Source organism: Phnomibacter sp. (assembly GCF_036803085.1).
In the GTDB taxonomy this organism is placed as follows: domain Bacteria; phylum Bacteroidota; class Bacteroidia; order Chitinophagales; family Chitinophagaceae; genus Phnomibacter.
The window spans coordinates 202,779-216,039 of the sequence record NZ_DAIRUZ010000001.1 but is presented as its reverse complement, the minus strand read 5'-3'; the positions used below and the strand labels follow the sequence as shown (position 1 = coordinate 216,039).

Genomic DNA, 13,261 nt, shown 5'->3' with positions numbered 1-13,261 from the left:
ATTGCATCCAAACCATTGACCATTTTATTTTAATCAACTGTTAACAACTATTCCATGTGTGGCGAAATCAGCTGTTACACTTCGCTTACAATAAACTCAGGCCTTTATTGTGGTAAGGAGCAAGCAATTCATCATCCGGTGCCAGTTCAGTTATGAGGGTATCAATTTCTCCGATACCACATACCTGCATGGGCTGAATCGTATTCAATTTTTCGGCAATCACCATCGAAACAAGCTTATCGGTCGCTTTAATCATGGCTCTTTTTACTTCCACTACTTCCCAGGAACTTTCGGTAATGCCAACACCTGCCTCAATAGCGTTGGTACCCAAAAAGCAAAGGTCGGCCCTTATGGTCGACAACATTTTCACAACCTCAGCTCCTGTTGCCATTTGAGCGTTCTTATTCAATTGATTACCAATAAATATCACATCCACACGGGGGTGATTCATCAGCTCCAGCGCAATCGGAATACTGGGGGTAATGAAGGTAGCTTTGAGCATGGGCGACAGCTCATTAACCATTTCACGAATAGTGGTGCCTCCCGTAAGTAGCACAACCATATCGTTGGCAATGAGGTGGCAAGCTTTCCGGGCAATATCCTGCTTGGCCTTTGAGGCGTAAACATTGTTGTTAGAAAGTGTAAAATGAAAACTTTTCGACACCGCACCACCATGCACTTTTATCAACAAGCCATCTTCAGCCAACTCTTGGAGGTCGCGGCGAATGGTATCTTCTGATACATCGAGGCGTGTTTGCAAATCGGTACTATACACCCGGTTGTGTACGTTCAGTTGCTGAATGATAAAAGCGTGTCGTTCTTGTTTGAGCATAAAAACCTGCATAAACCTGCATAAATATAGGATTTTGACAATGGGTTGTTGTCATCGTCCAAAAAATATTGGTTTAGGCGGCCTTCTTAAGAGGTGCTGGTTCTTTTTGCTGAAACAACTTTTTGAGCCAGGGATTGGTAAACCAAAAGAACGCCAGCAAGACACTAAGAAGTGCAGCGGCTAAAATGGCAATTTTCCCAATTTGCTGATCGGCATTATTAGTAAATGCCAATGCTGTAATAAAAATGGACATGGTAAATCCGATCCCCGCCAAAATGCCGGCCCCTACAATATGAAACCATCCAATGTTCTTGGGCAGTCGGGCCACCCGCTTTTGCACCATTAGCCAGCATGCCAGCAATATGCCTACTGGTTTGCCCAATACCAAGCCAACCATTATGCCCAAACTCATGGTGCTATGCATGGCATCGGCTATCATACCGGTGTTTACTACTATAGCTGTATTGGCCAACGCAAACACCGGGAGAATGAAAAAATTGACCGGGTTGTGCATTTTCATTTCAAGGGCGGGCAGCTGCTTACCGGGAATCATAAAGGCAAAAAGTACTCCTGCTATGGTGGAATGAATGCCTGAGTTAAAAATGAAATACCACAGGAACAGGCCTAGCAGTATATGAAGAACGCCGAAAGGCATTTTTCTTCGATTCATAAAATACAATAGCAACATCACAAAAGCTGCCAGCAATAAATAGATGCCATTGATAGATCCGCCATAAAAAAAAGCAATTACCAAAATGGCACCCAAATCATCTATAATGGCAAGGGCAGTCAAAAATATTTTTAGTGCTACCGGAAAGCGGGATCCTAACATACTGGCCACTCCCAATGAAAAAGCAATATCGGTAGCGGTGGGTACGCCCCAACCGTTTTGGTACATCGTACCCTTATTAAACAACAAATAAAATACAGCTGGAATGAGCATGCCGCCGATGGCCGCACCTATGGGTAACACCGCTTTTTTTACAGATGACATTTCGCCAAACAGCAGTTCTCTTTTTATTTCCATACCCACCAGAAAAAAGAAAACAGCCATCAGCCCATCATTAATAATATGCAAAGCAGAATGAGGCAAATGCCAATGATGCAGAAAACCGAACTCCGTATGCAGTGCATCCAAAAAAGACTGGCCCCACGGAGAGTTAGCCAAGGCTAGAGCAAGTACGGTATTCACCAACAAAATGATGCCTATAGCCCTGCTATCATGTATAAACTCTTGCAAATAATTTATGAATCGTCTTTTCAAAAACAGCACAGGCATACGCTGAAATTTTTGAGATGATGGATGAAAAATAACACAGCTAAATGCTATCGGCCCAGCAGCTCTACAAAGCTTTTGGGGCGTTTAGCATCCAGCCAGTTAAAACCTTTCAATTGGCTTTCGCCGGGTGGAATTTTTCGTACAGGATATGTGGTTCCTTTCAAGTCGTTGATGAACTTTACTTTCACTGCTTTTTTGTTTTCAAAAAACATATCGATAGCATCGGCAGTGCTCTTGTTCATGCCTACAAATTTGTCGTAATCATCCAAAGCATAGTACACACTTTCTGCACGGCCTTTTGTTCTTACATAACTAATATTTCCATCTACAAAAAGTGCATTAATGGTATTGCCTTTCACCTGATTGTATGCTTCGCCCTGCACCCTGTTTATCACAAATCCGTTGTAGTATGCATACAGCCTGTCGGCTTTTTTATTCTTTGTAAACAGGTACATTGTATCTGCGGTAATCTGGCTTTGGTTGGCCCATACAATTGGTTCGGTAAATAACCGGAAAGCCGAGTCGGTGCCGGCATAATACATGCTATCGGCCACGGCTTGCACCGAGTCGGAAAAGATGCGTACATGATGCCAGGCTTCAAAAAAACGATTCATACTGCTGTCCTTTCCTGTCAGGTCGGGGGCTATATAATCTTTGCCTGCCGTATCAAGTATTATGGGAATTTCCCTGTTGGGCTGTGCTGTTATTTTTCCACTGAATAAAGTATCTGCAGTGATGAAAACGGAATCCTGATCCTGCTTCAAAATGAGCAAGGGCATTTGCGTAGCCAAGAACGACGACGTTTTTTTATTGGCAAATAATTGATTGGATAAAACAGCCACTCCGTTGGCAGTATCTCTGTACACCACATTGCCATTAAACTGCCCCAAACCTTCTTTGTCATCAAAAGCCATATCGTCGCTTACAATGGTGTACGTACTGTCTTCAATTACCGGTCTTTTACCAAATACAGCCTTGCTGTTTTTAAGATCGTAGTAGCCGCTGCTGGTATAAATTTTTCGTTTGCCGTTGATGATGGTGGTTGGAGCAATAAAGGTGGCTACTTCGGTACGGGAGTTGTACTGCAAAGAATCTGTAGCCATGTTGTACTCCGGGTCTTTAAGCACTACATTTTTCGAAAACACTACGTCTTTAGTAGCCTCATAGTAACGGGCGTTTTTACTGGTGAGTACCGTTTTTTTATTCAGCACTTTACCACCCGAAATGTAATCTGCTATGCCCAGGTTCATGTCATAGTTAAGTTCATTTGTAGTAAGTACCGAACCTTTGTTGTCTACCAACCGTACATTGGTTTTTAGGTAAGCCTGTTTTTCATTGCCTTTATAGCGGAGATACTTGCTGTAGGTATGCAGCGAGTCGCCATCGTTGATATGGATGTTGCCAAAGGCTTCCATTACGTTAGTAATTTCATTGAGCACAACACTGTCAGCAAAAAACAACGTGCCTTGCTGACGTAGTTGCACATTGCCCGCTAATGACAGGAAGCTGCTGGCTGAGTCCCGTTTTTCGAAATTGTATCGCTTTGCCTGCAATATTTCCAACCGACGGGTACTATCCACCGCTACGGGTGTTTGCGCCATGCTAAGGGCAGCCAGGAGTATAAAAAAACAAATACCGAGTAATCGCATAAGTGGCGGTAAAGAAACAGAATGTTGGGTAAGCGGGTGGCAGTAGCAATGTTAAACCGCAGCAGCTATTGGCGTTGGTAGGTTTGCACCTGATCGGGGTTCATGGCTTTGGGCCTTACTTTATCGGTTTTACCGGGTTCAGCATCGTATCGAAAACTGTCTTTCTTTTTGCTCCACTCTACAATGCCGTACAAAGTTTTTCCTTTTAAATAACCACGGTTAAATGGTCCTAAATCGAGTATGCCCGTTGTCTTACTCGTTTTTTCATAGTGGTAGGTAATGCGAAAAGTATCGCTTCTGCCGCCTGAAGATAAAATCCATTCGCATTGGTTGCCTTTGGTAAAACACATGGTTTGGCCGTTGGGATTTTGCCACGTGCCTTTAAGAGGTTCAAACAAGCCGAAGCCCAGTAGCAGCAGGGCCATCAGCGGCAGCGCAGTATAAGCAACAATCTTTTTCATTCCTCATTTTTTACAGCCACAATAATAGCACAAACCCCGCCATTGCGTTGGCGGGGTTTGTGTAAAAAAAATTACAGGCAATGATTACTTGGCTGCGGCTTGTGGCTTGTTGATATTGGCCGTCCACTCCATGCTCAATGCACTTTTTTCAATTTTGATGTAGCTACCGGGGCTCACTTCCAGTTGGAGGGTGCCGTCTTCATTCACCTTATTTACCGTACCGTGAATGCCGGCGATTGTTACAATTTTATCGCCCTTTTGCAGGTTCTCTACAAACTTCTTTTGCTCTTTGGCTTTTTTTGCCTGCGGACGAATCATGAACAACCAAAATACAAGGATCATCAATCCTAAAAAGATAAACTCGAAACCACTGCTTTTGCCGCCGGGTGCTGCCAACAGCGTTAATAACTGACTCATTATACTTTGCTTTTATTGGTTTAAAAAAGTTGATTAAATCCCTGTTTTCACTGGCTGAATGTTGGTGGCTTTGGGGCCTTCTTTACTGCCAATTACTTCCACATTAAATTCTAATACGTGGTTTTGATTGCCAATGGTATTGGTAACTACGGTGATGGTTTTATGGTTGGTACCACTTCTGCCCTGGCTATCAAATACTGCTTTTATAGCAGCTTCTGCACCGGGCATTACAGGTTCGTCGGGCTTAGATGGAACTGTGCAACCACAGCTGGCTGCCACGCTTTGTACCACCAACGGTTTGGTGCCGGTGTTTTTCATTTTAAATAACACTTCCAGTTTCTCACCTTCACGTACTGTGCCGAGATTTTGAATGCTGTCGCTCCACTGCACGGTGGTATAATTGGCAGAGTCGTTTAAAACTGTAGCCCTGTCTAAACCAGCTTGGGCAGCAGCCTTACTTTCCTCTTCGCTAATGCAGGCTGTAAACCCAAGCAGTGCTGCAAAAAGATAAACGAATTTCATGTGTACAATTTTGCTTTGTTGAAGTGCTTGCAAATTGCTGCATTCACTGTCAATTTCCTACTATTTTTTATAGGCTACCTTCTCCATTTTTCCCGCTTCTTCCAACTCCTTACGGATGTTGTCTAAAATACCATTGATGAACTGGCCACTTTGCGGAGTGCTGTAAGCTTTGGCCAAATCAATGTATTCGTTGATGGTAACTTTTGGTGGAATGGTCTCGAAAAACAGGAACTCTGCCACACCCAGCTCCAGCAAAATCATATCAATTTGTGCCAGGCGATCGGCATCCCAGTTGCGCAGTTTTGGGGTAATCCATTCGTCTAATACAGCCTTCTTTTTTTCAGCTGCATCCAACAGTTGGCATGCAAAAACAAACTTTTCATTACCCAGCATTTCTTTCAGCTGAAACACACCGGGCTTTTGCAAAAAGTGCATGAACAATAATTGCAGCATTTCGGCATCATCATCCCAGTTGGTGTAAAGTTCTTCTACAAAACCCACCCAATCTTCGTTGGCCAGCATCAGGTCGTTGTAAATGAACTCGAGGATTTCTTTTTCGGCTTTTTTATCGCGGCCCTCTGCAGTGTTGTACACGGCATAAGGAGTGCTTTGTGTAAGAGATGTGTACACCTTCTTCACCCACTCATTACTTTCCTCAATCAGCTCCGGTTGAAACTGCTCTACACCCTCTTTGTACAAACTGCTTTCCAGGATGCGCCACAGCAAATCGTTGCCGGCAATTTTTACCGGCACTGCCAAATCTTCGGCCGTAGGTAAATGTTTGGCAGCTTTGTTACGGGCATCGGTTTCGGCATAGCGGGCTACTTCGGTTAAAAACCAAACCTGATAAATAAACAATGAAATGGTGTAATCGAACTGGCGGCGAAGCAACTTTTCTGCTGTGCTTTCGCTGGCGGCCGGTGTAAGTGGCTTTTTGCTGTTTTGAAAAACTTTTGATGGAAAGGGCAGCTCATTGCCGGTACGCAAAGCATACAAGCATTGCATCACTTTCACCCTGATATTTCGCCTGCTAATCATAGATAAAGAACTTTTTTGAAGGCGGGCAAAGGTAATGGTTCGCATTGTAACCCCCATTGCTAAACCCAACATGGCTGCAATTGCTGCATTTATTTAACCACAGCTCCGAGCCGCGATTAAAAAAAGGGCGGCTCCTGTTGAAGAAACCGCCCTTGGCATTAGTGATTGTTTTCAAGCTTATTGCTTCACAAACCGCAGTGCTTGCTGTGTGCCGCCAGTGCTCACCCGAAGGATGTAGCTGCCGGCCGGTAATGTGCTTACATCAATGCCGGTTTGAACAAAATTGCTCAGGTTGGCACTACGTTTCAGCAGGCGCATATCATTGCTGAAGATCTCCCACTGTACTTGTTGTGCCACCAGCTGCCCCATGTTAAGGGTTATGCTACTTGTAGCCACCGTTGGGAAAATAAATGGCTGAACGCTTGCCGTAGCCACACTTCTTACAGATACAACTTTGCTGATACTGGCATCGCCGTTGGCATCAATCTGGCGAATGCGGTAGTAGTTGATACCCGCTTCGGGCTTCAGGTGTTTGAAACTGTAATCCTTTCTGCTATTGCTATGGCCTGCACCACCAACTGTTCCTAAAGTGGTGAATGTATTGCCATTGCGGCTGATTTGTACCTCAAAGCGGGCATTACCCTGCTCGGTAGCAGTAGCCCAACTAATAAGGTTATGATCGGCTTGTGCTTTGGCAGTCACATCCAGCCAGCTTACGGGCAAGGTTGCGTCGGGCACGCCTACACCAAAGCCGGAGAAGCCACTGGCAAAGTAGCCCATAATGGTTCGGCCAACACTACCATACAACCCCTTGGCAGTAGTAGCGTTAATAGCTACCTGATTTACAGGTACAGCACCCGGTGTGTAGCTGCTAATGGGGTTAGTGGTTTTTACCAACTGGGCTTCGCTCCAGTTGCGGCCGGTAGCGGTTTGCCAACCGGTTACTTCTGCTTCTGTGTAATACAGGGTTATTTCAAAAGCACCGTTTGGATTATTGTTGGCCGGCACTACAGAAAGGGTTTTGTCAGCAATTTGGTTGCTGGCAGTGCCATTCCAGAAGGCTTTAGCAGTGGCTCCACTTCTGTCAATGGTGATTTGCGTACAACCATAGTCGTGGGCACTCAGGTTTTTAATACGGGCTACCACTTCGTTGCCGGCTGTATTATAAATGTAGATGTCGGAGAAAGGCCCGAGGTAATATGTGTTTGTGGTATTGAGCGTAGATGCGATGTTGACAGAACCGCTGGCTGTAGCCCTGAAACGAACCACAGGACGGATGTAACGCGTAGGATCGCTTCCTGCACCGGTAAATAATGAACCTACTGAATTGAGTCCATCACATGTACTGCTGTTTTCCCGGTTCCAAACCGCCATTATGAGTGGGTTAGCATCATTGCTGGTACCAGTTATTTCAACTTTAGCTGCATCTGGGGTGCCGCCTGCAGCCGGTGTAGAAAACTCATTGTCGAAGCACATTTCCACCAAAATATTGCTTACGCCATCCCATACAAATGGCGTTTGTAGTATGAAGTCGTTGATACCAACTTGACTGGTAAAATTAGCAGCAGTATAGACTGTTGTAAGACCGGTTTGAAAGGCTAGATTTTCATTGAAACTGCCAAGAGCCACTTGCTTCATTCCCAAACGGAAATTTTCATAAGTACCTAAAGTGTTTTTGGTAGCAATATCAAAACCAAGTTGCGTAATGGTACCTGCACCAATCCCAAGTGCATTCAACTCTGCAGCAGTAAAAATCATTTGTGTTTTAGAGTCAGTAAACTCAGCACGGAAGGGTTGTGAGAATGTGGCTTCATAAACACCTGCCGTTACAGTGATGGCGCTTCCACTGGAAGGCAGCACATCATTATCTGGTAGAGAAATACTTACTGTTTGCGGACCAGCACCAGGAATGGCTGTGGTACTGCCACTCAATGAGTAAGTAAGTCGCACCACTTCTTCTCCTTCAATTTCAGTATCATCAAATACACGAATGGTAATGGGCTTGGAAGTAGTAGAACCACTGGCAAAAGTAGTCGTCATGCTGGGGCTGGTAAAGTTGCCATTGGTGGTAATTAAATAATCGGTACCAGGTGTAGCTGTAGAACCAGCCGCAACCTGTACAGTTACCTGTGCATCGCCAACAGGCGCAGTGGCTATAGTAAGGTTAATGGTATAATCACGGTATTTACGACAATCAATAGTACCCGTTACCGCTTCTGCAGCCAGCAGTTTTGGCGCTTCAAAATTAATATCAGCCGTAGTGCGGGCTGGTACCAATGAGGTAAACAATCCGCGGCCATGCGTAGCTGCAGACAATACCCTTGTACCGGGGGTGTATTGCAGCATGTCTACACGAACATTGGCCAATCCTGTATTGGTAGGATCCCATGCGGTACTGCTGCCATTCAGGTTATCGGTACTCCACACACCCATGTCTGTAGCCAGTAAAGCCTGGTCGCTGTTACGCGGATCGAAAATGGCCCAGCGCACAGGCATATCAGGCAGATTACCTTCTACTGATGTCCAGCTGGTGCCACCATTGGTGGTTTCCCATACACTATTTACTCCGTAATTACTAAATGTAACAAGTATGTGTTGCTCATTGGCAGGGTCTACTGCTACGCAAGAAACCGAACCACTGATGCCAGAATTGAAAATAATAGTACCTGTTTTGCTGGTGCCTGAATGCGCATCATTTACCAACACCACACGGCCATTATTGGTGCCAAAATACACGGCATTGGTAAGGCTTGGCGATACAGCAACATGTGTTACTGAAGCGCCACCAAAATTACTTACAGATACATTGGTATTGGCACCGTTGGTTGCAGGGCTAAGCCAACGGAAATAGCTGCCGCTGGTATTTCCACCATACAGTATGTTGGCATAGTCATCATAATCTGTAGGGTTTATAAAGCCTCCTGTATTGCCTTTACTTCTGCTGGAAAATGAATTGCCTCCATCTGTAGATACGTAGTAATTATTGTACACGTACGATGTAATCATAATGTTGGGCTCATTCTGGTCAATATGGCAAAAAGCCCCGTCGCCACCTGTAACCTGAACGGTACTGTTCATGCCTGCGGCAGTAAAGCGATGGCTGCCATTATCCTGCGAACCGGCCAAAAAGAAATTAGGATTGGTAGGGTGATTGGCAACTGCATAAAACTGTGTTACGTTGTACCCGCTGTTTTTACGTGCAAAGCTGGGGAAAGTACCAGGTCCGGGGTTATCTGCATCATTGGTAAAATCAATTCCACCATCTGTTCCCATAATTAAACGGGAGCTACTACCGGGCGAATAAGAAAAGGCATGATGATCTGCATGTACGTTTTGTGCGTTTGTATACCCGGTGGCAGCAAACAAACTCCAGGTGGTTTTTTGTCCCCACGACGAACCTCCATTATCTGACCGCAATGCATCAACGCCACCAATATAAAGCCGGTTGGCATTGTTAGGATCGACCGCAGCTATCAAATCATACCAGGCCTGACCACGGGTAAAGTTCGAATTATCGCCCTGGTCAATAATGGTAGGCACAGCTCTGTTCAGCCAGTTATATGTAATGCCATCGAACTGCTTGATATGGCTGGCATTTCGAGTTCCGTTTCCTTCAAATATTGCGTACACGATATCTGGGTTGCTTGGTGCTACAGCCAGTTCAATTCTGTCATACGCATCGGAATTGGTGGCCAGTGGTACCACATTGGTTGATGGATCGGGGGTAATATCTTCCCATGTACCTGCATTACCTGTATTAATGCCATGAACACTGGCTACACTCCTGTACACTCTTCCCTGAGCAAAAAAGCCGAGAGATGCATACATATCGCCGTTGCCTGCCAGTTCCAAATCGGCACCTCGACTACTGGAACCAAAAACCGGGCTGCCTAACACCTGCGTCCAGCTGAGGCCGCCATCAATTGATTTTTGAATACCCAAAGCCTGCGTTGCCGTTCTATTCCGCAACGATGCATATACATTGCCGGCATTGTCAATCTGCAAATCTTGCACATAGGCAAAGTTGGAAGTACTGGTAAGGCGTGTCCAGGTGGTACCGCCGTTGGTACTTTTCCAGATACCCAACCCTTCAATGGCATCGGCATTAAACCAACCTTCGCCGGTGCCAAAGTACATTACCTGCGGGTTAGTAGCGCTTTGCGCAAATGAGGTAACGGCTATGTTGTCGAAAAAGTCGTTCACTTTAACCCATGTGGGGTTTACTGCCGTAATGTCGTTTGTGTACCACAATCCACCGCCTACTGAGCCTGCCCACACTTTTTTGTAGCCATTGGCGGCATCGCCCAAATCGAACCAGGCTACACGGCTGCGGCCACCCACATTGTTGGGGCCACGCTCCGTCCAGCTGATACCGGTTACGGGGGCCAAAGGATTAATTTTTTTAGCCGCAACAATCTGGTCCCTCAGTTTGCGGGCTTCTATTAGTTTTTCTACCGGCACCCTGCCCGAAGATGGGTCTTTGGTGAGTTGGTAATCCCACGAAATAGCCCTGTCGATGCCGTCTTGCTTTGCTTCCCGCTTTAAAAGGCTAAGGGGTTTCTCGCCTTGCTGTCGTGTAGTTGCGGTCAGCCGCTGCTCTTCAAATGCTACAATGCCGCTGGCAGCCAGGCCAGCCATCAACAACAAGTAGGGGGTAAATTTTATCATAGGTAAGTATTGGGTTGCTAACATACAAAACTTGGCCCCGCCATATTCAACTGGTGAATGTCTTTTTGGCAATTAGTGCTGAAAAATTGTACAGAATTTGCGCCAACAGGTTGTGGATATACGGGCTAACCTGCAAAAATGGCTTTAACAACTGCAAAAAATGGCCATGGCACAGTTATGGCTTTCCCTCTGGCACATAACACATTCATTTAAAACACTAAAACAATACGTTTTATGGCCAAAGAAAAAAAACTGTCGGTGACTCCCCTGCATGACAGAGTAATTGTAAAGCCAGCCGCTGCTGAAGAAAAAACTGCCGGTGGCATCATCATTCCCGATACAGCCAAAGAAAAGCCACAGCGTGGTACTGTAGTTGCTGCTGGCCCTGGCAAAAAAGATGAGCCCGTAACAGTAAAAGCTGGTAATACCGTATTGTATGGCAAATACGCCGGTACAGAAATCAGCATCGAAGGTGCCGACTATCTCATCATGCGTGAAAGCGACATTCTGGCTATTGTATAAAGCCAGACCCTTGGGTAAAGGAAAGCCCACAATGGTTGTTCAAGCTTTTGCCCAATAGTATTACCAACAGTTGAAGTGTGCGACGCAACCAAAGCTTTATAGCATTGCTGTCGCCGATAACCAAAAACAAAAAACTCCAAACATTAAAATATGGCTAAGCAAATTTTCTTCGATATCGAAGCCCGCAACAAAATGAAAAAGGGCGTAGATACCCTGGCAAATGCCGTGAAAGTAACCCTCGGTCCTAAAGGCCGCAACGTTGTTATCGAAAAGAAATTTGGTGCTCCTGCAGTAACCAAGGATGGTGTAAGCGTAGCAAAAGAAATTGAACTGGAAGACGCCATTGAAAACATGGGAGCCCAAATGGTGAAGGAAGTAGCCAGCAAAACTGCTGACATTGCCGGCGACGGTACCACTACTGCCACCGTACTGGCTCAATCTATCATTAGCGAAGGCCTGAAAATGGTAGCCGCTGGTGCCAACCCCATGGACCTGAAGCGTGGCATTGACAAGGCAGTAAGCCTCGTAGTAGCCAACCTGAAAGGGCAAAGCCAGGCTGTAGGCAACGACAGCAAGAAAATTCAACAGGTAGCAACTATCTCTGCCAACAACGACGAAACCATTGGTAAACTCATTGCCGAAGCTTTTGCCAAAGTGGGTAAAGAAGGTGTAATTACCGTAGAAGAAGCCAAAGGCACCGACACTACCGTAGACGTAGTAGAAGGTATGCAGTTTGACCGCGGTTATATCAGCCCATACTTTGTAACCAACAGCGAGAAGATGGAAGCTGAACTGCAGAACCCCTACATCCTGATTTTCGATAAGAAAATCAGCGCCATGAAAGACATCCTCCACATCCTCGAGAAAGTAGCTCAGGGCGGTCGTCCGCTGCTGATTATTGCCGAAGACCTGGAAGGTGAAGCACTGGCTACCCTGGTAGTAAACAAACTGCGTGGTACCCTGAAAGTGGCTGCTGTAAAAGCCCCCGGCTTTGGTGACCGTCGCAAAGAAATGCTCCAGGACATCGCTATCCTTACCAAGGGTATCGTGATTAGCGAAGAGCAGGGTTACAAGTTGGAGAATGCTGACCTCACTTACCTCGGTCAGGCTGCCAGCGTAACCATCGACAAAGACAATACGACTATCGTAGGTGGCAAGGGCGACAAGAAAGACATTGCAGCCCGTGTCAACCAAATTAAAGCGCAGATTGAAACCACTACTTCCGACTACGATCGTGAAAAGCTCCAGGAGCGTTTGGCGAAACTGGCCGGTGGTGTAGCCGTACTGTACGTAGGTGCTACTACCGAAGTAGAAATGAAAGAGAAGAAAGACCGCGTAGATGATGCCCTGCATGCTACCCGTGCCGCTGTAGAAGAAGGCATTGTACCTGGTGGTGGTGTGGCGTACATCCGTGCCATCGAAGCTTTGGAAGCCAAGGTAAAAGGACAGATTGCTGATGAGCAAACAGGTATGGCTATTGTACGCCGTGCATTGGAAGAGCCCATCCGCACCCTTACTGCCAACGCAGGCATCGACGGTTCTATCGTGGTGCAGAAGATCCGCGAAGGCAAAGCCGACTTTGGTTTCAATGCCCGCACTGAAGTGTATGAAAACCTCTTCAAGGCTGGTGTAATTGACCCAACCAAAGTAAGCCGCGTAGCCTTGGAAAATGCCGCTTCAATTGCCGGTATGCTCCTCACTACCGAGTGTGTGGTAGCCGACAAGCCAGAGCCTAAATCTGCAGCACCAGCAGGTGGCCACCCAGGCATGGGCGGAATGGATTATTAAGAAAGTCGGGAGACGGAAAGTCGGGAAAGACCGAAAGTCAGAAGACCGGAGTCCGAAGACAAAAGTCTCCTTTTATACAAACCCC

General features: G+C 46.0%; 10 protein-coding genes. 2 read left to right on the top strand and 8 right to left on the bottom strand.

Annotated features, from left to right (window positions below):
• Nucleotides 1-85: 85 nt before the first annotated feature.
• From V7Q13_RS00890 to V7Q13_RS00855, 8 genes are all read right to left on the bottom strand, one after another.
• Nucleotides 86-832 carry a DeoR/GlpR family DNA-binding transcription regulator gene (locus V7Q13_RS00890; protein ID WP_333798791.1) on the bottom strand — a complete coding sequence of 249 codons (747 nt, stop codon included), beginning with the start codon at nt 830-832 and terminating at the stop codon, nt 86-88.
• 73 nt (nt 833-905) lie between these two features.
• On the bottom strand, nt 906-2,111 hold the full coding sequence (gene nhaA, locus V7Q13_RS00885; RefSeq protein WP_333798790.1) for a Na+/H+ antiporter NhaA: 1,206 nt from the start codon (nt 2,109-2,111) through the stop codon (nt 906-908).
• A gap of 47 nt (nt 2,112-2,158) precedes the next feature.
• Nucleotides 2,159-3,712, bottom strand: coding sequence for an OstA-like protein (locus V7Q13_RS00880; RefSeq protein ID WP_333798789.1), 1,554 nt, complete (start codon nt 3,710-3,712; stop codon nt 2,159-2,161).
• Nucleotides 3,713-3,825: 113 nt separating this feature from the next.
• Nucleotides 3,826-4,221 carry a hypothetical protein gene (locus V7Q13_RS00875; protein ID WP_333798788.1) on the bottom strand — a complete coding sequence of 132 codons (396 nt, stop codon included), beginning with the start codon at nt 4,219-4,221 and terminating at the stop codon, nt 3,826-3,828.
• A gap of 84 nt (nt 4,222-4,305) precedes the next feature.
• Nucleotides 4,306-4,638, bottom strand: a complete 333-nt coding sequence (yajC, locus tag V7Q13_RS00870) for a preprotein translocase subunit YajC (protein WP_333798787.1) — start codon at nt 4,636-4,638, stop codon at nt 4,306-4,308.
• Nucleotides 4,639-4,671: 33 nt separating this feature from the next.
• Nucleotides 4,672-5,160: a DUF1573 domain-containing protein gene (locus V7Q13_RS00865; protein ID WP_333798786.1), complete on the bottom strand. Its 489-nt coding sequence runs from the start codon at nt 5,158-5,160 to the stop codon at nt 4,672-4,674.
• A 60-nt stretch (nt 5,161-5,220) separates the two neighbouring features.
• Entirely contained in the window at nt 5,221-6,243 is a 1,023-nt protein-coding gene (gene nusB, locus V7Q13_RS00860) for a transcription antitermination factor NusB (protein WP_333798785.1), read from the bottom strand.
• Nucleotides 6,244-6,375: 132 nt separating this feature from the next.
• A complete protein-coding gene (locus V7Q13_RS00855; RefSeq protein ID WP_333798784.1) occupies nt 6,376-10,866 on the bottom strand; it encodes a T9SS type A sorting domain-containing protein in 4,491 nt (1,496 codons plus the stop codon).
• 234 nt (nt 10,867-11,100) lie between these two features.
• On the opposite strand from V7Q13_RS00855, the gene V7Q13_RS00850 reads away from it, so the two are divergent.
• Nucleotides 11,101-11,388 carry a co-chaperone GroES gene (locus V7Q13_RS00850; RefSeq protein WP_442958249.1) on the top strand — a complete coding sequence of 96 codons (288 nt, stop codon included), beginning with the start codon at nt 11,101-11,103 and terminating at the stop codon, nt 11,386-11,388.
• A gap of 150 nt (nt 11,389-11,538) precedes the next feature.
• A complete protein-coding gene (gene groL / locus V7Q13_RS00845) occupies nt 11,539-13,176 on the top strand; it encodes a chaperonin GroEL (RefSeq protein WP_333798783.1) in 1,638 nt (545 codons plus the stop codon).
• Nucleotides 13,177-13,261: the final 85 nt, after the last annotated feature.